The organism is Synechococcus sp. CBW1108 (assembly GCF_015840335.1).
Taxonomy (GTDB): domain Bacteria; phylum Cyanobacteriota; class Cyanobacteriia; order PCC-6307; family Cyanobiaceae; genus Cyanobium_A.
In genome coordinates, this window is the sequence record NZ_CP060395.1 from 1,801,158 (window position 1) to 1,820,457 (window position 19,300).

The 19,300-nt window shown below is 65.2% G+C and carries 17 protein-coding genes; 7 read left to right on the top strand and 10 right to left on the bottom strand.

What is annotated here, in order from left to right:
* Positions 1-1,407 precede the first annotated feature (1,407 nt).
* The 5 genes from H8F27_RS09730 to psbA form a co-directional block, all read right to left on the bottom strand.
* Positions 1,408-1,806, bottom strand: coding sequence for a HEPN domain-containing protein (locus H8F27_RS09730; protein WP_197147932.1), 399 nt, complete (start codon positions 1,804-1,806; stop codon positions 1,408-1,410).
* A complete protein-coding gene (locus H8F27_RS09735; protein WP_197147933.1) occupies positions 1,803-2,219 on the bottom strand; it encodes a nucleotidyltransferase domain-containing protein in 417 nt (138 codons plus the stop codon). Before H8F27_RS09735 ends, H8F27_RS09730 begins: the two co-directional genes overlap by 4 nt.
* A 195-nt stretch (positions 2,220-2,414) precedes the next feature.
* Complete coding sequence (gene aroC, locus H8F27_RS09740) at positions 2,415-3,503, bottom strand: chorismate synthase (RefSeq protein WP_197147934.1); 1,089 nt, start codon at positions 3,501-3,503, stop codon at positions 2,415-2,417.
* 36 nt (positions 3,504-3,539) lie between these two features.
* The gene (locus H8F27_RS09745; RefSeq protein ID WP_197147935.1) at positions 3,540-4,238 is read right to left on the bottom strand and encodes a DUF6629 family protein; all 699 of its coding nucleotides are present in this window, start codon (positions 4,236-4,238) and stop codon (positions 3,540-3,542) included.
* A 130-nt stretch (positions 4,239-4,368) separates the two neighbouring features.
* Positions 4,369-5,448, bottom strand: coding sequence for a photosystem II q(b) protein (gene psbA, locus H8F27_RS09750; RefSeq protein ID WP_197147936.1), 1,080 nt, complete (start codon positions 5,446-5,448; stop codon positions 4,369-4,371).
* A gap of 167 nt (positions 5,449-5,615) precedes the next feature.
* Between psbA and cofG the strand changes: the two genes are divergently transcribed.
* Both cofG and H8F27_RS09760 read left to right on the top strand, forming a co-directional pair.
* On the top strand, positions 5,616-6,614 hold the full coding sequence (gene cofG / locus H8F27_RS09755) for a 7,8-didemethyl-8-hydroxy-5-deazariboflavin synthase subunit CofG (RefSeq protein ID WP_197147937.1): 999 nt from the start codon (positions 5,616-5,618) through the stop codon (positions 6,612-6,614).
* Between the two features lie 21 nt (positions 6,615-6,635).
* Complete coding sequence (locus tag H8F27_RS09760) at positions 6,636-8,216, top strand: photosystem II high light acclimation radical SAM protein (RefSeq protein WP_197147938.1); 1,581 nt, start codon at positions 6,636-6,638, stop codon at positions 8,214-8,216.
* Here the strand turns inward: H8F27_RS09760 and H8F27_RS09765 are convergent.
* The 3 genes from H8F27_RS09765 to H8F27_RS09775 all read right to left on the bottom strand — a co-directional run bounded on the left by H8F27_RS09765 (position 8,200) and on the right by H8F27_RS09775 (position 11,095).
* Positions 8,200-9,060, bottom strand: a complete 861-nt coding sequence (locus H8F27_RS09765; protein ID WP_197147939.1) for a CPBP family intramembrane glutamic endopeptidase — start codon at positions 9,058-9,060, stop codon at positions 8,200-8,202. The genes H8F27_RS09760 and H8F27_RS09765 overlap by 17 nt on opposite strands.
* Positions 9,060-9,329 (bottom strand): ATP-dependent Clp protease adapter ClpS, encoded by a 270-nt coding sequence (gene clpS, locus H8F27_RS09770; protein WP_370594508.1) that lies wholly within the window; start codon positions 9,327-9,329, stop codon positions 9,060-9,062. Before clpS ends, H8F27_RS09765 begins: the two co-directional genes overlap by 1 nt.
* A 530-nt stretch (positions 9,330-9,859) precedes the next feature.
* A complete protein-coding gene (locus tag H8F27_RS09775; RefSeq protein WP_197147941.1) occupies positions 9,860-11,095 on the bottom strand; it encodes an LL-diaminopimelate aminotransferase in 1,236 nt (411 codons plus the stop codon).
* Between the two features lie 89 nt (positions 11,096-11,184).
* On the opposite strand from H8F27_RS09775, the gene H8F27_RS09780 reads away from it, so the two are divergent.
* Both H8F27_RS09780 and H8F27_RS09785 read left to right on the top strand, forming a co-directional pair.
* Entirely contained in the window at positions 11,185-11,448 is a 264-nt protein-coding gene (locus H8F27_RS09780) for an AbrB/MazE/SpoVT family DNA-binding domain-containing protein (RefSeq protein WP_197147942.1), read from the top strand.
* Positions 11,445-11,849 carry a type II toxin-antitoxin system VapC family toxin gene (locus H8F27_RS09785; RefSeq protein WP_197147943.1) on the top strand — a complete coding sequence of 135 codons (405 nt, stop codon included), beginning with the start codon at positions 11,445-11,447 and terminating at the stop codon, positions 11,847-11,849. Before H8F27_RS09780 ends, H8F27_RS09785 begins: the two co-directional genes overlap by 4 nt.
* On the opposite strand, the gene H8F27_RS09790 is transcribed toward H8F27_RS09785, so the two are convergent.
* On the bottom strand, positions 11,824-12,999 hold the full coding sequence (locus H8F27_RS09790; RefSeq protein ID WP_197147944.1) for an ATP-binding protein: 1,176 nt from the start codon (positions 12,997-12,999) through the stop codon (positions 11,824-11,826). The genes H8F27_RS09785 and H8F27_RS09790 overlap by 26 nt on opposite strands.
* A gap of 87 nt (positions 13,000-13,086) precedes the next feature.
* On the opposite strand from H8F27_RS09790, the gene H8F27_RS09795 reads away from it, so the two are divergent.
* The 3 genes from H8F27_RS09795 (at position 13,087) to H8F27_RS09805 (ending at position 18,808) form a co-directional block, all read left to right on the top strand.
* Entirely contained in the window at positions 13,087-15,750 is a 2,664-nt protein-coding gene (locus H8F27_RS09795) for a TIGR03960 family B12-binding radical SAM protein (protein ID WP_231596181.1), read from the top strand.
* 358 nt (positions 15,751-16,108) lie between these two features.
* Positions 16,109-18,172, top strand: coding sequence for an Rne/Rng family ribonuclease (locus H8F27_RS09800; protein ID WP_197147945.1), 2,064 nt, complete (start codon positions 16,109-16,111; stop codon positions 18,170-18,172).
* A gap of 3 nt (positions 18,173-18,175) precedes the next feature.
* The gene (locus H8F27_RS09805) at positions 18,176-18,808 is read left to right on the top strand and encodes a ribonuclease HII (protein WP_197147946.1); all 633 of its coding nucleotides are present in this window, start codon (positions 18,176-18,178) and stop codon (positions 18,806-18,808) included.
* Here the strand turns inward: H8F27_RS09805 and H8F27_RS09810 are convergent.
* Positions 18,750-19,286: a DUF1997 domain-containing protein gene (locus H8F27_RS09810; RefSeq protein WP_197147947.1), complete on the bottom strand. Its 537-nt coding sequence runs from the start codon at positions 19,284-19,286 to the stop codon at positions 18,750-18,752. The genes H8F27_RS09805 and H8F27_RS09810 overlap by 59 nt on opposite strands.
* Positions 19,287-19,300 lie beyond the last annotated feature (14 nt).

Genomic DNA, 19,300 nt, shown 5'->3' on the forward strand with positions numbered 1-19,300 from the left:
CAAATGCCATGGCCGAATGATCGCGTTGATCGCGAATCGTCAAAATCTCACTCCTGAGGCCAGCCAGACCCTGGAAGCCGTGTGAGGCGGCGCGCAATGTGCACTGCAAACACCCATACGGTGCCAGGTATCGACTCAGGCTTCGGCGGAGGCGCTGGGAGGGTTGCTGGCGCTGGCCTTGATGCGCTTCCTGAGCTTGCGGCTGAAGCCGAAGGCAACAGCGAGGCCAACGGCCGGAAGGGGGCCCGGAACGTTGGCAGAACTGGCGGCTGGGACTAAGGTGGCTCGGGCCCAGGTCACGCCCCCCGGCCCGGTAGCAACACCCACCGCATTGGTAGAATTAAAACACCCACCCGTTGGAGTCAAGTAACAAGTTAGACGGTTGGTAAACAGCCGTCCCGTTGGGTAGGTTGTAGAGTAGAAGGCATAGTCGATGTCGACGGTCAACGGACTCGCGACGTTATACGATGTACCGAACGCAAAAAGGGGGCCAGTCCCTCCGGATAGCCCAGTTACCGGCACCGACGCCAAGCCCAACTGGGCGCCGACGGCCGATGCAAACGCGATCGCGCCGATCGGCGTCGGTGACAAACCCCACCAGGGCATATCGACCCCGGGCCCGGGATTAAGAAACCACGAGCCATTGAAAGTAGAAACATCATAATCCTTGCCACCCACTGTCACGTTCACAATCAGCGCATGGGCCTTGCTATCGGATAGCACCAACCCGGCTACGACTGCGCCGACTGCAGCACCAGCTACCTTTCCGGGGAGACGCGACCAAAAAGCATTCATTCTTAACACTTCTGGGACTAAAGGATCATCAATACTCTGTCTCCGAGCACTTGGATCAAGGTGTAGCAGAGACTACAAATAGCCTTATGGGATTCTTTAGTTTCTCGGTCCACCCCACCTACGCTGAGCTCTTCCCTCTCCAGGCGCTGACGCGCCCGACGTCGCTTCCTGGCTCAATTCGGCGCCATGCTTCTGGGGGGTGGGCCGACGGCAATCATCGCCCGGTAGCCCTGGGATCTGTCCATCCAGGGCCTTGGCATCAAGCATGAGGTCGGCTTCCGCTGCCTTCGCGCCTGCGACCAGCCAGCGGGTTGCCCCGTGTCACCCCAGGTGTCCGGCTGCTTCAACGCCAAGGACCGTTCGGGAGCCCTGCGATTCGGTGTCACTGCCGAGTGCTCCGTGGGAACCGGCTGCTCGGTGCTGCTGCCCAAGGATCGGGATGGGCGTCGAACTCAGAGCTGGTCAAGCCAGAGGGCCTGGGCCTCCCAGGAAGCCGTTGCCCTGCTGGTAGACCATTCACCCCAGAACCCACACCTTGATTGGTATCTGTCTGCCATCTTTCCCGAGCGGTTCATGCCTCCAGCTTCGTCATCAGCCTGCGCTGCAACGTGGTCACTGCAGTTGATCCGAGGCCCATTCGAGCAGTTCTTCCGCCGCCAGTAGGGCGGATGCGCCATCTTCGGGCCCGAACACCTCGGCAGGCAGCTCATCACCCAGAGCATCCGGGTAGCGGGTGGGGGCATAGAGCTTGTCCAGCACCCGGGCCTGGCGTTGCCAGTGTTGAGCGTGAGCCTGATCCAGCTCGTGCAACAGAGCCTTCAGCGAATGGCTGCGCAGGTCACGGTCGTCGGCCGCCAGCAACGCCTTGATGGCCTTCTCACCCACCTGCTGGGCAAGAAAGCAGGCCTGGGCCGCTTGGCCTCCCTCCTGGAGAAGGCGAGCCGCCCGCAGATCATCCTGGGCCTGACGCAGCCAGAGGCTGGCCCGGTGGCGGGCGCTTTCCTGGCTCATGGGAAGCGGCTGCCCATGAGCAGCGGGATCGCTTCGGCCCGCAGCGTGCGCCAGAACGGGGCATCCGCATGACGAGCCAGCAGCTGGGGCGTCGCCACCAGTGGCTGCAGTGGCAGCCGGCAGTGCTGCAGCGCCTCCAGCACGGCGTCGTACGCATCGAGAAGCCGGCAGTGCTCGAGGCCCATCACCAGCAGATCGATATCCGAGCGACGGCTGGCCGTGCCCCGCGCCCAGCTACCGAACAGCCAGAGACCCTTCGGGCGGACCCGCAGCACCAGGGTTTCCAGGGCCGGCAGCAGTTCGGGCCTCAGCAGAGCTGGCAGGTTGTCGCTCTCAATCCTGCCGCCGAACCTCGGCAGACCATCTACAGCGGATTCACTGCGACCGCGTTCGCTGGCCCCAGCCGTGATCATGCGCCAAGCCCCATGCGCCAGCTCCATTATCGCCCCGCTCGCTCAGGAGGCATCAAAAGGCACTCCTTCGCAGGGGATAGGCCCCAATCCCGAGGTGGTGCTCGAGCTGGCTGCCGACGCGGACAGCACTCGCAAGAGCCGTCTCCTTATCCAGCTGGAAGGAGGAACCGCTTTCCCTGGGTTGCCGCTCCCCCATCACCAGAGGCTGCACTGGCCCTGCTGGCGCAGCAGGTGATCGGCCAGCACCAGGGCCACCATCGCTTCCACCATCGGCACCGCCCGCGGCAGCACGCAGGGGTCGTGCCTGCCCTTGGCTTCGAGGGTGGTGGCTTCACCCCGCTCGTTGATGGTCTGCTGGGCCTTGCGGATCGTGGCGGTGGGCTTGAAGGCGACGCGAATCACGATCGGCTCGCCGTTGCTGATGCCGCCCTGGATGCCGCCTGAGTTGTTGGTGGCTGTGTGCAGGCGTCCATCAGCCGTAGGCAGAAAGGCGTCGTTGTGCTCGCTGCCCTTGAGCAGGGTGCCGGTGAAGCCGGAACCGATCTCGAATCCCTTTGTTGCCGGCAGCGACATCACCGCCTTGGCCAAATCCGCCTCCAGCTTGTCGAAAACCGGCATGCCCAGCCCGATTGGTGGCTTGCGCACGATGCATTCGATCACGCCGCCGCAGGAATCGCCCTCCCGGCCGATCGCCTCAATGCGCTCGATCATGCGCTCGGCGGCTGCCCCATCGGGACAGCGCACGATGTTTGCCTCCACCTCAGCCAGCGAAACTTGCTCAGGGTCGATCGTTGCTTCGATGTTGTGGATCCGCTGCACCCAGGCGAGCACCTCGGTGCCCTGGGCCCTGGCCAGCAGCTGCTTGGCGATGGCACCGGCGGCCACCCGGCCAATCGTTTCCCTTGCGGAGGCACGGCCTCCGCCACTGCGGGCCTGGATGCCGTATTTGGCCTGGTAGGTGGCATCGGCGTGGGAGGGGCGGTAGGCAACCTCCATTTCCCGGTAATCCTGGGGGCGCTGGTCCCTGTTGCGCACCAGCATCGCGATCGGGGTGCCCAGGGTCAGGCCATCCAGCAGTCCGCTGAGAATCTCAACCCGATCGTCTTCTTTGCGGGGGGTGGTGATTTTGCTCTGGCCGGGCTTGCGTCGATCGAGCTCGGCTTGAATCGCCTCCAGATTGAGTGGGAGTCGCGGCGGGCAGCCATCTACGACCACGCCCACGCCCCCGCCGTGGGACTCGCCGAAGGTGGTGATGCGAAATAGCTCGCCGAAGCTGCTGCCCATGGGAAACCTTGGCTGTTGTCAGTGGCTTTTGTCAGGTTAGGAAGCGGCTTTCGCCTGTCCCTTGGTGGGGAGCCTTTTGGTGTAGATGATCCACACAATCAGCACAGACAGCACGGCGCTCAAATAACACCACACCGAGAGGAACGCCTGACGGTAGGCCCATTCCGCCACCAGGCCGCTGGCCAGCAGAGCTACCCCGAAGCTACGCAGCCAGGCGTAGGGGAGCAACAGTAAGGGTAGGCCGATCACAGCGGCATAGAGGTAGCGAATCGATTCCGCCAGACCGCCGCTCATCAGCAGCGTTAGGCCGTAGTCGATCGACCCTTTCAGCACCACCGGTTCAATCCGGGTTGGCTGCAACAGCAGGGGCAACCAGAGCCCTATCCCCAGCACCAGCCCCGCCCCCTGCAGCGTCCCCAGCAACGGCCGGCCAGGCCAGTGCCGCTGCTGGGGCCAGAGGCTTAAGGCCACGTAAGGAATCCAGATCGGCCAAAAGGCCAGGGCAAAGAACTGATAGGCCAGGGCCCCACCCTTGAGCAGGGGGGCTGCAGGCCCATGGTGGAGTCCAAGCCACACCACCCCTTCTAGGCCCTGCTGCAGGCCAAAAAGCACCGGCATCAGAGCCAGGGGCAGCAGTTCAGGGCGATGGTCTCGCCATGAGCGGGCCACGGCGGTGATGCCCAGTGGCACCAGCAGGGCTGAACTGCTGAAACTGGCGGCGGCTGAGAAACACATCGCACGCCGCTTCGGCCCGGTTGCATCCTCACCCTATGCACCCTGGCGGGCCGCCAATAAAAAAGCCCCCTCTTGCGAGGGGGCCGGGGGGATTCCGTTTATTGGTTGGCGTTAGCCGGGCTGTTAAGCCTTAGCCGATTGCAGGTGCGGTCAGTGCCACGGGGGTGGCGGTGGCAGCAGCCAGGTCAAGCGGGAAGTTGTGAGCGTTGCGCTCGTGCATCACTTCCATACCCAGACCAGCGCGGTTCAGCACGTCTGCCCAGGTGTTCACCACACGGCCTTGGCCGTCGAGGATCGACTGATTGAAGTTGAAACCGTTCAGGTTGAAGGCCATCGTGCTCACGCCCAGGGCGGTGAACCAGATGCCAACCACGGGCCAGGCAGCCAGGAAGAAGTGGAGGCTGCGGCTGTTGTTGAACGAGGCGTATTGGAAGATCAGGCGACCGAAGTAACCGTGGGCAGCCACGATGTTGTAGGTCTCTTCCTCTTGGCCAAACTTGTAGCCGTAGTTCTGGCTCTCGCTCTCGGTGGTTTCACGCACCAGCGAGGAGGTAACCAGCGAACCGTGCATGGCGGAGAACAGACTGCCACCGAAGACACCTGCCACACCCAGCATGTGGAAGGGGTGCATCAGGATGTTGTGCTCAGCCTGGAACACCAACATGTAGTTGAAGGTGCCGGAGATACCCAGGGGCATGGCATCCGAGAAGGAGCCCTGACCGAAGGGATACACCAGGAACACAGCAGACGCTGCTGCCACAGGGGCGCTGTAGGCAACGCAGATCCAGGGGCGCATGCCCAAGCGGTAGGAAAGCTCCCACTCGCGTCCCATGTAGGCGTAGATGCCGATCAGGAAGTGGAAGACCACCAGCTGGAAAGGCCCACCGTTGTACAGCCACTCATCGAGGCTGGCGGCTTCCCAGATGGGGTAGAAGTGCAGGCCGATGGCGTTGCTGGAGGGCACAACGGCACCGGAGATGATGTTGTTGCCATACATCAGGGAGCCAGCTACGGGCTCACGGATGCCGTCGATGTCGACAGGGGGTGCGGCGATGAAGGCCACGATGAAGCAGATGGTGGCAGCCAGCAGGCAGGGGATCATCAGCACACCGAACCAGCCCACGTAGAGGCGGTTGTTGGTGGAGGTGACCCAGTCGCAAAACTGGTTCCACGCAGAAGCGCCTTGGCGCTGCTGAATAGTGGTTGTCATGAGAACGAGAAGAGAGTGTTCCGAGGGAACGGGTATGGAAGGCGGGAATCCGGTCTGCCGAGGCAGCCGAAGCGGAAACCGCCGGACGGAATCCCGTCGCTCGCAAATGTAACGGAAGATTGCGCTCTAAGTGAGAATGCCTCGACCTGGGCGCCCCAGGGCTGCTTATGGCACTGATCAGCTGCGCTGATGTGCCGCCCCGGCGGGGGCGGGTCACCTGGAGCCCCAGCGTCACCCTGGTGCCCACCCGCAGTTGTTTCAACGCTTGCGGCTACTGCAGTTTTCGCCGGCCTTCCGATCCCGCCAACCCCCTGGCCGATGCCCTCAGGGACGACCAGGCCCGGGCCCTGCTGGCCAGCCGGCCAACTGCGGCGGAGGTATTGCTGCTCAGCGGGGAGGTGGCCCCGGCGGCTTCCCAGCGGCGGGCCTGGTTGCAGCGGCTGCTCGCCCTCTGCCGGCTGGCCTGGGCCCAGGGGCGACTGCCCCACACCAACGCCGGCCCCCTGGCGCTACGGGAGATGGCTGCCCTGGCACGGCTGAACGGCTCGATGGGGCTGATGCTGGAGGGGCTCGGCCCGGCCTACGCCGCCCTCCATGCCCATGCCCCCAGCAAGCGACTTGAGCTGCGGCTGGCCCAGCTGGAGCAGGCTGGCCGGTTGGGGATTCCCTTCACCACCGGGCTGTTGCTCGGCGTGGGGGAGACCACTGCCGAGCGCCGCGCCGCCCTGGAGCTGCTGGCCCAGTTGCAGAGCCGCTGGGGCCACCTGCAGGAGGTGATCCTGCAGCCCTTCCGCCCCGATGGGTGCCAGAGCCAGCGGCTCAGCCAGGCCGAACAGGCCGACCTGCTGGGCACCATCGCTGAGGCCCGCAGGATCCTGCCTGCGGAGGTGCATTTGCAGATGCCGCCGAACCTCTGGCCCCTGGATACCTTGCCTGCGGCCCTTGAGGCCGGCATCGACGATCTCGGGGGCCTCGACTGCATAGATGTCATCAATCCGGCCTACCCCCAGCCCAGCGAGGCTCGGCTGGCAGCGGTGCTGGGGCGCGCCGGGATTGACCTGGTGCCCCGGCTCTGTGTGCACGGCGCCTGGTTGCGTTTTTTACCTGCGGCACTGCAGCTTCAGGCCCGCCGCGTCGAGGCCCGGTTGTTAGCGTCTCGGCCCTAGGGGCCCTGGTGGCCGACTGCTGTGAGCACCACAAGCAACCACCGGGTGCTGCTGGTGAGGCTGCCCTGCAATCCCATCTTCCCGATCGGGCCGATCTATCTGGCCGATCACCTGCACAAACAGTTCCCCCAGCTGGGCCAGCGGATCCTGGATCTGGCGGCCGTGCCCGTGCTGGATGTGGAGCGGGTGCTGTTGCAGGTGATCACCTCATTTCGGCCCACCTTGCTGGTCTTCTCCTGGCGCGACATCCAGATCTATGCGCCGGTGGATGGTCGCGGCGGCAATCCTCTGCAGAACTCCTTTGAGGTGTTCTATGCGCGCAATCCATTGCGGCGCCTGCGTGGGGCCTTCGGTGGCCTGCGCTTGATGGCCTCTTTCTATGGGGAGCTGTGGCGCAACCTGGCCCTGGTGCGCCGGGGGCTGCGCCGGGCCCGCCGCTTCGAGCCCCAGGCCACCGCCGTGCTCGGGGGTGGAGCGGTGAGTGTCTTCTATGAGCAGCTGGGCCGCCAGCTGCCCAAGGGCACGGTGGTGTCGGTGGGGGAAGGGGAACCCCTGCTCGAGAAGTTGATTCGTGGCGAATCCTTGGCGGCGGAGCGTTGCTTCATCGCCGGCGAGGAGCCCCGGCCCGGCCTGATCCATGAGCAGCCCGGCGGTATGGAGAAAACCGCCTGCAATTACACCTACATCGCCGAGATCTGGCCCCAGCTCGACTGGTATCTCGATGGCGGCGACTTCTACGTGGGCGTGCAGACCAAGCGGGGCTGTCCCCACAACTGCTGTTACTGCGTCTACACGGTGGTGGAAGGGAAGCAGGTGCGGGTGAACCCGGTGGCGGAGGTGATCGCCGAGATGGGCCAGCTCTATGCCAAGGGGGTGCGCGGCTTCTGGTTCACCGATGCCCAGTTCATCCCGGCCCGGCGCTACATCGAGGATGCCAAGGAGTTGCTGCGGGCGATCCAGGCCCAGGGCTGGAGTGACATCCGCTGGGCCGCCTACATCCGCGCCGACAACCTCGATGCCGAGCTGGCGGAGCTGATGGTGGCCACCGGTATGGACTACTTCGAGATCGGCATCACTTCGGGCTCCCAGGAACTCGTGCGCAAGATGCGCATGGGGTACAACCTGCGCACGGTGCTCGAAAACTGCCGCCTGCTGGCCCGGGCAGGGTTCCGTGAGCACGTCTCGGTGAACTACTCCTTCAACGTGATCGACGAGCGGCCCGAAACAATCCGCCAGACAGTGGCCTACCACCGGGAGCTGGAGCGCATCTTCGGAGCAGACAAGGTGGAGCCGGCGATCTTCTTCATCGGCCTGCAGCCCCATACCCACCTGGAGCAGTACGGCTTTGACCAGGGCCTGATCAAGCCTGGCTACAACCCGATGAGCATGATGCCTTGGACGGCCCGCCAGCTGCTCTGGAACCCCGAGCCGATGGGCAGCACCTTCGGTCGCATCTGCCTGGAGGCCTTTGAGCGCAACCCGGGCGACTTTGGTCGCACGGTGATGGATTTGCTCGAGCGCGACTACGGGCTCGCCCCCTTGGAGGAGGCCTTGCATGCGCCGGTGGAGGGGCGCAAAGCCCTGGCTACGGCGACCCGTTAGCGCCGTTCCACCAGCGGCGACGCACCCAGAGCAGGGCGCCTAGGCCGATCCAGCCGATCAGGCCACCGATTGGGTTGATGTCGCTGCCACCAGGCCCCACCCACCAGGCCGGAGCCGCTTGGGAGATCTGGAGCAGGCCCTTTTGCACCAGAAACCAACCCCCCACCAGGCCGCCATGGAGGCCAATCGCTCCCCACAGGCTGCCAGCGTCGGCACGCCGCTGCAGGGCCAGCACCAGACCCAGCAGGAATAATCCCCCCAGCAGCCCCAGGCCCTCGAGCCCTGGGGCCCGATACCAGGGGTGCAGCAGGGCAAAGATCAGGGCCTGCAAAAGCAGTGCCCTGCGGGGGCCGAATTGCAGTTCAAGCTCACCCCATAGCCAGCCGCGAAACAGCAGCTCTTCGGCAAATCCCACCCCGACCAGCAGCAGCAGGCCATTCAGTAGCAGGGCGCCATTGAGCTCGCCTAGCCATTGGGCTTGCCCCGCCAGCATCAAGTCTGCGCCCACCAGGGCCAGTAACAGCAAGGCCTTGAGCAGGCCCCGCACCCCGCTGCGCAGGGCCAGGGCACCTGGCACAGCCAATCCCAGGCGCTGCCAGGGATGGCTCTCCTGCCAAACCCGTTTCAGCCTCAGGGGCAGGCTGGTCAGCAGCAGGATCAGGGCCACCACCAGGCCCGCCAGATCCACCTGGTCTGGGCGCCAGCTGGGGGTCACCAGGGCTAGGGGACGGGCTAGCAGCCAGCCGGCCAGGTAGAGCAGGGGCACGTAAAACAAAGTGCCCCACCAGTGGGGCCTCACTTCTGGGTTGACTGCCGCCTTAGCTGCCGCAGCGGGCTGCTCCATCAGCTTTCCGGCTCGAGGCTGCTGCTGAGGCCTTTGGCCTTCAGCGATTCGCAGTAAAACTCGGCGGGCTCCAGATCACAGACAATCACCAGGCCTACGCCGGTGTTGTGGGCTTCCAGCATCACCGCAATGGCGTCCTGCTCACTGAGTGAGGGCACCACCTGGCGCAGGGTGGTCACCACGAATTCCATCGAGTTGACCGGATCGTTGTGGAGCAGCACCTTGTAGCGGGGTGAGGGCTTGCGCACCCGCTCCGGGGCCTTCTCCATCACGGCTGCCCCGCCGCTTTCGCGGCCGGGGCTCTGGGTGGCGAAGACGGGGTTTCTGCTGGCGGCGCAAATGTGGTGAGGCTTGACCATGACCGTCAACTTAAGGAAAAAGGCAAACTGTGACCGGCTTCCCGTGAATGCCGGGAGCGCCGGCACGTATCCAGATCCCATGGTAGGCAAGGGCTGAGCCTGGGGAGAGGGCTTATGGCTGACTTGCCGCCCTGGCGGCGCTTGCTAGCAATGTTCAATTGGCGTCCTGTTTACGACATCGAGCAGCGAACCAAGCAGCCGAGGATCGAATCGCTCGAAAGCGAAAAGCGCTTGAAGCTGCTGCAGGAGAGCAACGCCAGATTCGCGCGCTTCGAGCAGGAGCTCTTTTCCTCCTCGAGCCAAGCCCCCTCCACCGGCGATTCCTCGCCTACACAGCTACCGAGCTGGCGGGTCCTCCACAAAACGAACAGGCGAGCTGAGGTCTGGCTCACCCAAATCAGGGAAACGCCACACCTTTGCATTTCAGGCTGCCTGGAGCCTCAGCCCTTCAGTGCCCCCTGAATCCGCCCCATGGCTTCCTCCACATCCTGCCGGCTGTTGAAAGCTGAGAGTCGGAAGTAGCCCTCGCCGGCGGCGCCGAAGCCGCTGCCGGGGGTGCCCACCACGTGGGCCTGACCCAGCAGCAGGTCGAAGAAGCCCCAGGAATCCACGCCCTCAGGGGTCTTGATCCACACATAGGGCGCCTGCTCACCGCCATACACCGCCAGGCCGGCGGCGCTCAGTTCGCGGCGGATGATCGCGGCGTTCTCCATGTAAAAGGCAACCAGAGCCTCCACCTGGGCCTGGCCCTCGGGGGAGTACACGGCTTCGGCGCCGCGCTGCACGATGTAGCTCACGCCATTGAACTTGGTGCACTGGCGCCGGTTCCACAGTGCCCACAGCTCCACGGATTCGCCATTCGCGGCTGTGCCCATCAGGCCCCGGGGCACCACGGTGAGGGCGCAGCGGGTGCCGGTGAAACCGGCGTTCTTGGAAAAGGAGCGGAATTCGATCGCGCACTCGCGGGCGCCCTCGATCTCATAGATCGAGTGGGGCAGCTCGGGGTCCTGGATGAAGGCCTCGTAGGCGGCATCGAACAGGATCAGGGCGCCGTTGGCGCGGGCGTAATCGACCCAGGCTTGCAGCTGCGCCTTGGTGGCTACCGCGCCGGTGGGGTTGTTGGGGAAGCAGAGGTAGATCAGATCCACCTTCTCGGTCGGGATCTCGGCGGTGAAGCCGTTCTGCGCATTTATTGGCAGGTAGGTGAGGCCGCCGTACTGGCCGCCGTCATCGGCGTCGCCGGTGCGCCCCGCCATCACGTTGCTGTCTACATACACTGGATACACCGGGTCGGTCACGGCGATGCGGTTGTCCGGCCCCAGGATGTCGAGGATGTTGGCGCTGTCGCACTTGCTGCCATCGGAGACGAAGATCTCCTCGGCGCTGATCTGGCAGCCGCGGGCCTGGAAATCGTGTTTCGCAATCGCCTCCCGCAGCCAGAGATATCCCTGCTCAGGGCCATAGCCGCGGAAGCCTTCGCGGTTGCCCATCTCATCGATGGCCGCCTTCATGGCGTTGCGGCAGGCTTCTGGCAGCGGCTCGGTGACGTCACCGATGCCCAGGCGGATGATCGGCGCCTCAGGGTTGGCCTCGCTGAAGGCCTTCACCCGCCGGGCGATCTCGGGAAACAGGTAGCCAGCCTTGAGCTTGAGGTAGTTGCCGTTGACCTGAACCATGGTGCGCGGGGTGGGCCGCCGCCGGGCCCGGTGAGTGGTTGGGCGATTGTCCTACGCGGCGGATTTGGCTTACGCTGGTAAGCAGGCCTGTGGTCGCTCTCGTGGATGCTCTTCTCACCCTCTCCTCCAAGGGCCAGCTGGTGATTCCAGCCCGGCTGCGCCAGCTGCTCGGGCTGCGCGCCGGCGATCGCCTGGCTCTGAGCCTGGAGTCCGATGGCCTGCATCTGGTGCCCCAGGGGCCGGCTAAATCGTCGAGTGCCTATGCGGTGATTGGTGCGGCGCGCTATGGGGGTGAGCCTGTGCCGCTCGAGCGCATGGATCCGGCGCTCTATGCCGCCAAGGGATCGCGATGAGCCTGCCGGTGGCCCTCGACACCAACCTGCTGGTGCGCCTGCTCACCAATGACGACCCTGAGCAGGCCCGTCGCGTGGCCGATCTGATCGATGACAGCTCAGCCTGTTTCGTGCCGATCACCGTGGTGTTGGAGCTGGAATGGGTGCTGCGCGGCGCCTACCAACTGCCCCGGGAGGCGATCATCGGTGCATTCCGCGGCTTGATCGCGATCCGCCATCTGCATCTGGAGCAGGAGGAGCAGGTGTTGCAGGCCCTTGAGGCCTATGGCCAGGGCCTGGATTTCGCCGATGCCCTGCATCTGCTGCGCAGTGAGGGCTGCGCGGCCCTGGTCAGCTTCGATCGCGCCTTCGCGGCCAAGGCCGGTGAGCTGGCGCTTACCCCCGCGGTGCAGCAGCTCTGAGCTCGCTGCCGCCAGCCTCCAGGGGCGGTTGCACCCAGATGCCCGGGCGAATCTCGAAGCTCGTTTCCACCGGGGCGATCAGTGAGGCCTGCTCCGGTTGAAGCTGCTCCACCAGCTCATGGAAGCCCCGGGAGAGCTTCGGTGCCTTGGAGAGCTTGATTTCATAGACCCGCCGGCGCTGGCCCCGCTCCAGCACCAGGTCGAGTTCGGCGCCGTGGCCGGTGCGCAGGAAATGGGGACGCCAGCGCGGATGGGCGGCGATCAGCTGCTCGATCACGAAACCCTCCCAGCTCTCACCGGCCTGCGGGTGGGCCAGCAGATCGTCGTAGCTCTCGATGCCGAGCAGGTTGTGCAGCAGGCCGCTGTCGCGCAGGTAGAGCTTGGGCGAGCGCACCAGCCTCTTGCTCAGGTTGGCCTCCAGCGGCGGTAGCCGCCGCAGCATGAAGGTGTGCTCCAGCGCCGCCAGCAGCTTCTGCAACCGGGCGCTGCTGAGATCCAGCAGGCCCGCTAGCCGGCTGGCATTGAGGGTTTGCCCCTGCAGGTGGGCCAGCAACCGCCACAGCCGCTCCATTAACGGCAGCGGCAGCCCGAGCTCCAGGGCGGCGATGTCGCGGCCCAGGAAGGTGCGGATGAAATCCTCGCGCCAGTCGATGCTGTCGTCGTCTGCGCTAGCCAGCAGGCTCTCGGGGAAGCCGCCGCGCAGCCACAGCTGCTGCCAGCGAATGGCGGGGGCCACTTCGCTCAGCAGAAACGGGGTGAGCTCCACCTGGGCGATGCGGCCGGCCAGGCTTTCCTGGCTCTGGCGCAGCAGCGGGCCGGAGGCCGAGCCCAGCAGCAGGAATCGCCCGGGCCGGCGATCCCGGTCGATCTCGGCGCGCAGCAGACTGAAAAAGTCTGGCAGTAGCTGGATTTCGTCGAGGCACACCAGCTCATGCCGGTGGGCCTCGAAGAACAGCTCCGGCTCCTGCAGGCGGGCTCGATCGCTCCGGTCCTGCAAGTCGAGCAATACGGCATCGCCGCGCTCGGCCAGTAGTTGGCGCGCCAGCGTTGATTTGCCGCACTGCCGGGGTCCCAGCAGCAGTGCTGCCGGCGCCCGGTTCAGGGCCTTGCTGAGCACCAGCTGGGCTTGCCTGGGCAAATAACCGTGCATTTCTGCAGCATAGATGCCAAATTGCACGGTTATTGCCGCTGTTGCGGGCGCTGCATACGATTGAGCTCTTGCCTGCCGTCGGCACCTGTGACCGTTGCCACCTCGGCTGATGCGCCGGTCGACTTCGACGCCCTGGTGGATCTGGGCATCAGCAAGCCCGCCCGCTACCTGGGCAATGAGCTGGGGGTGCAGCCGCGCGACTGGGAGGCCGATTGGAAGCAAGTAGGGGTGCGCTGGGCGCTCACCTACCCCGAGGTCTACGAGGTGGGGGCAAGCAACAGCGGCCACATCATTCTCTATTCAATTCTCAACGCCGTTCCCGGCCAGCTCTGCGACCGCAGCTACCTGCCGGCGCCGGATCTGGCCGCCCGCCTGCGCGAGCGAGGCGCGCCCCTGTTTGCGGTTGAGAGCCGGCGGCCCTTAGCCGCCTTCGACATCCTGGGCTTCTCGCTCAGCTACGAACTGGGCGGCACCAACATCCTCGAGATGCTGGAGCTGGCCGGCATCCCGATCCGGGCGGCCGATCGCGGCGACCTGCCCCTGGCTCACCCGGATTCGCCACCGCTGATCTTTGCCGGCGGCCCCACAGCCACCAGCAACCCGGAGCCCTTCGCCGCCTTCTTTGACTTCGTGGCCCTCGGCGATGGCGAGGAGCTGCTGCCCGAGATCGGCCTGGTGGTGGCCGAGGGCCGTGCCGCCGGCCTCAGCCGCCGGGCGCTGCTGAAGGATCTGGCCCAGGTGCCAGGGGTATACGTGCCTAGCCTCTATGGACCCGGCGCCGATGGGGTGAGCATCGAGCCGCTCGAACCAGGCGTCCCGGCCCGGATTCAGCGGCGCACCGCCACGCCTATGCCCCACTACGCCATGGGCCTGGTGCCCCACATCGAAACGGTTCACGACCGGCTCACGGTGGAGATTCGCCGCGGCTGCACCCGCGGCTGCCGCTTCTGCCAGCCCGGCATGCTCACCCGACCCGCCCGCGACGTGGAGCCCGAAGCCGTCATCGAAGCGGTGGAAGAGGGTATGGGCCGCACCGGTTACGCCGATTTTTCGCTGCTGTCCCTGAGCTGCTCCGACTACCTGGCCCTGCCCGCCGTCGGCGTCGAACTGCGCAACCGTCTTGCTGACAAAAATGTTTCCCTCACCCTGCCCAGCCAGCGGGTGGATCGCTTCGATGAGAACATCGCCCACATCCTGGGCGGCACCCGCAAGGCGGGCCTCACCTTTGCGCCGGAGGCTGGCAGCCAGCGTCTGCGCGACATCGTCAACAAGGGGCTCACTGACGCCGAGCTGCTGGCCGGCGTGCGTACGGCGATGGAGAACGGCTATCGCAAATTGAAGCTCTATTTCATGATCGGCCTGCCGGGGGAAACCGATGCCGACGTGCTCGGCATCGCCGATACATGCCAGGCCCTGCAACGGCAGTGCGGCGATCTGGGCCGGCTGGAGCTGAACCTCACGATCAGCAACTTCACGCCCAAGCCCCACACGCCCTTCCAGTGGCACAGCGTCAGCACCGGCGAATTCCGGCGGCGCCAGGAATTGCTCAGAGGCGCCCTGCGCCAGTTGCGCGGCCTTAAGACCAACTTCACCGACGTGCGGCTTTCGGCAATCGAAGACTTCATCGGCCGCGGCGACCGGCAGCTGGCCCCGGTGATCGAGGCCGCCTGGCGCGCCGGCGCCGGCCTGGATGCCTGGTTTGAATCGGCCGAGCGCAGCTATGCCGCCTGGACCGGGGCGATCGAGGCGGCCGGCCTTGGCGGCCGCTACCGCCAGCTGGAGCTGGGCGCCTGGAGCGCCACTGAAGCCATGGCGGCGGCGGCTCTGGAGGCCTTCTGCCGCCAGAGCCTGCCCTGGGACCACATCGATTCGGGGCTCGAGAAACGCTGGCTAGCGGAAGATCTGCAACGGGCCCTGGCGGCGGCGGTGGTGCCCGATTGCTCCTTCGCCGGCTGCAGCAGTTGCGGCGTATGCGGGCCCGAGCTGGGCCACAACGTGGTGATCCCGCCGCTGCCCATCCCACCGGCCAAGCCCCAGCGGGCCCCCGCCAGTGAGCGGGTGGACCGGCTGCGGATTGGCTTTGCCAAAACCGGCTCCCTGGCGCTGATCAGCCATCTAGACACCCTGCGGATGCTGGAGCGGGCCCTGCGCCGTTCCGGCCTGCCGGTGAGTTTCAGCGGCGGCTTCCACCCCTTGCCGCGGTTGCAGCTCGCCCTGCCCTTGCCCTTGGGGGTGGAGGGTCTCGGCGAGTGGCTTGACCTGGAGTTCACCGAGCAGGTAGATCCGGCGCTGGTGCGGGCCCGGCTGCAGCCCCAGTTGCCAGCAGAATTCCAGTTGCTGTCTGCCTTGCAGGTGCCGGTGTTTGGAGTGAGCCTCTCCCAGGAGCTGGAGGCGGCGCATTGGGACTTCGTGCTGCAGCCCCAGGCCGGGGCACCTTTGACGCCCCAGCAGTGGCAGCAGGCCCGTAGCGCCCTGCTGGCTGCCCAGACCCTGGCCTGGCAGGACACCGATAAGAAAGGGCGACCCCGCAGCCGCGATTGCCGGCCTTTTCTGCTGGATTTGGTGATCTCAGAGTTGTTCCCCGATGGCCCGGCGGCTTTCGATCTGCGGGCGGCAGTTGATAGCTCTGGCCGGAGCCTGAGGCCTGAGCAGCTGCAGCATTGGCTTGGTGAGCTGCTCGGCCAGCCGTTGACCGTCACCACCCTGCGTCGCAGGGCCCTGCTGCTCAAGCCCGTGCTAACCTTTAATTAAGGCGATTAGCTAGTTGAACCCGACGCTTCTCGGGTCACCAAGGCTGCCGGTAGCCAGATTCATTGGTTTCACCGCCCCAGGGCATATTTGCCCCAGTATTCGCCCCACTGCTTTCAAGGAGTCGATTCCTGAAAGCTGTTCCGCGGCAGTTGATGCGCGGCTGATTCAGAACAGCATTTTTAGCAACAATTTCGCCAGGGCGTTCGGTCCCTGCCGCCGCTCATCTATTTAGGGGCTTCGCCGCAGCCAACTGTTTTTGTTGTCCAGCTTGTTTGTACTACAACTGAAGCTGCCTTCGGTTTTTTCTATTCCTTTTCCTATTCCTTGGTAGGCCCAGACGGGCCAAATTCCTTATCCCATGTCCCAGCAGATTGTCATTGCAGAGCAACTGCGGATTGCCGCGGTTCTCAACGATGAACGGGTAGATGAATTGGTAGTCGCCCAGGGCCGCTACCAAATCGGAGATGTCTATCTCGGCACCATTGAAAACGTCTTGCCCGGTATAGATGCCGCCTTTGTAAACATCGGCGAAAGCGAGAAAAACGGCTTCATCCATGTCACCGATCTGGGCCCTTTGCGGTTGCGCAAGGGTGCAGCCGGCATCACCGAGTTGCTGGAACCGCGCCAGAAGGTGCTCGTGCAGGTGATGAAGGAGCCCACGGGCACCAAGGGCCCCCGTCTGACTGGCAATTTGGCTCTGCCGGGGCGCTTTCTGGTGCTCCAGCCCCACGGCCAGGGTGTCAATATCTCCCGCCGCATTGATGGCGATAACGAGCGCAATCGCCTCCGGGCCCTTGGTGTGTTGATCAAGCCCCCGGGGGCTGGGCTACTGATCCGCACCGAGGCTGAGTCCGTCAGCGAAGAGCTGCTGATTGATGATCTCGAGGCCCTGCTGCGCCAGTGGGAGGGCATCCAGACCGCCGCCGAGACTGCCAGCCCTCCGGTGCTGCTGAACCGGGACGAAGATTTTGTCCATCGGGTGCTGCGCGATCTCTATAGCCCGGATCTGGTGCGGGTGGTGGTTGATACCCCAGAAGCAGTGGCTCGGGCCAATGCCTTTCTGGGCTCGGATCACACCAACGTGCTTGTCGAGGCCCATGGCGAATCGGCCGAAATCCTCGAGCATTTCAAAGTAAATGCGGCAATTCGCGATGCCCTCAAGCCGCGAGTTGATCTGCCTTCAGGTGGGTACGTGATCATCGAGCCCACCGAGGCGCTCACCGTCATTGATGTCAACTCAGGCTCCTTCACGCGCTCGGCCAACGCCCGCGAGACCGTGCTCTGGACCAACTGTGAGGCATCGGTTGAGATCGCCCGTCAGTTGAAACTGCGCAACATCGGTGGGGTGGTGATCATCGATTTCATCGATATGGAGTCGCGCCGCGACCAGTTGCAGCTGCTTGAACACTTCACCCAGGCCGCCCGTGATGATTCGGCCCGGCCCCAGATCGCCCAGCTCACCGAGCTCGGTCTGGTGGAGCTCACCCGCAAGCGCCAAGGCCAGAACATCTATGAATTGTTTGGTCGCGCCTGCCCTAGCTGCGGTGGGCTGGGCCATGTGGCCGTGCTGCCTGGCATGGACACACTCCAGCCCCTGGCCAGCGTGGCAGGCCTGGTGCGCTCAGCCGCATCGGCCCGGGCTGAAGTCGCGAGCCCGGCGACTGCTGGCGAGACCAGCGGCGGCCGACGCCGTCGCGGGGGCCGTGGGGGCCGCGGCAGCACTGAATTGGTGGAGGCAAATACCAGCTCTGAAGCCTTTGAATCCTCCGCAGAGGAGGCTCCCCGGGCGCTCAGCCCCGCCAGCATCGAGCCTGCTCCGCGTCGCTTCGACCAGGAGATCATTGCCGTTCCCATGGATGCCGATCAGGAGCTGGTGTTCGGCTGGATGGGTCTGAACCCGGCCCTGCTGCTTGACCAGCCCCCTAGTGGTGACAACGTCGTAGTGCGGGTGGTCCGTCCTGGCTTGGATGCCGAGCTGGTGCTCGAGGAGGCGCGTCAACAGCTGGCGGCAAGTGGCACCCGCCGCCGCCGCGGTCGGGGTGGCCGCGGTGGTGCTGGGCTGACCTCCCAAGAACAGGTCTCCCAGGGACAGGTCTTCCAGGAACAGGCCGGCGAGGAGCCGGGCGCTGAGGCCCCTGTCCAGATTCACGCCCAGCGGGAATTGCCCGCAATGGTTGAGATCACGCCCCTGCCGGAGGCGCTTCATCCCGAAACGGTGGTCACCGTTTCAGTTCCTACCGTTGTGAGTATTGCTCCTCCCGAGGTGGAGCTGCCGGCCCGCCGGGGACGCACCCGCAGCTCGGCGGCCAGCAATGGATCCAAACCTGCCGCTGCCAAAGCCACCCTCGCCGTTGTCGAGCCCGAGCTGGACGAAGCCGGTGAGCCCCGCCGCCGCCGCCGTCGCTCATCTGCCCCCACCTGATTGATGTTGACGGATCCCTGGCAGGGCAGGGACCCCCTCGCCAGTGCCGGGGTGGATGAGGTGGGTCGGGGCAGCCTGTTTGGTCCGGTCTTCGCCGGCGCCGTGGTGTTGGGCCAGCCCTGCCTCGCTCCGCTGGCTGCCGTGGGCCTCACCGACAGCAAAAAGCTCACTGCGCGGCGGCGCGCAGATCTGGTGCCCGTCATCCAAAACCTGGCCGAAGCCTGGGCCCTGGGCCAGGCTTCGGCAGCTGAGATCGACCGCCATGGCATTCGAGTTGCGACCGAGTGGGCCATGCTTCGCGCAGTTCAGAAGTTGCCCCGGCCTCCCCAGCTGCTGCTGGTGGATGGTGTGTTACCCCTGCGGTGCTGGAGCGGGGAGCAGGTCACCCTGGTGCGCGGCGACAGCCACTGTCTGGCGATTGCGGCGGCCAGCGTGCTGGCCAAGCAGGCCCGTGACGGCTTGATCGGCGAGCTGGCGAAGAGCTATCCGGGCTATGGCCTCGAGCGCCATGCGGGCTATGGCACGGCCAAGCACCGCCAGGCCCTCCAGGACCTTGGGCCCACGCCCCTCCACCGGCTCAGCTTTCTGAGTCGGGTTGCCCCCTGTGCTCCTGGCACCAGAGCTGGAAGTCCTTGATCAGCTGGTCTCTCACCCGCCCCTTGATGCCCAGCAGGATGCCAGCCAGCAGCGACTGGCCCGTGCGTTCGAGCACCTTGGCGGGAATCAGTTTGAGCAGGGGGGGTTGGCTCACTGCCACCGCCAACGTGGCCTGGCCCTCCAGCCCTGATTCTCCTGCCGTGAGCCAGGAGCCCAGGGTCAGCTGAAAATCATCCACCAGGCCCAGCCCCTCCAGTTCGCATTCGCTGGATTCCAGCAGCAGCTTCCCCGCTGCCAGGCTGGTGCGCAGGGTGACCACCGGATGGATCTCCAGCTTGAACACCTGCAGGTGGGTGACGGAGTAGCGGTAGTGGCCGGGCTCGAGGGCTTTGAGTTGGCTGGGGTCGAATAGAGCCCTGACCACCCGGTCTGTCTGGGTTAGGTAGGAGGCCAACCGGTCGGGTTGGTCGCTCACGGCGAGTTGAAGTTCTTGACTGGCGCTGAAGGCCAGGGGCATGGCCTGCGGGCCGG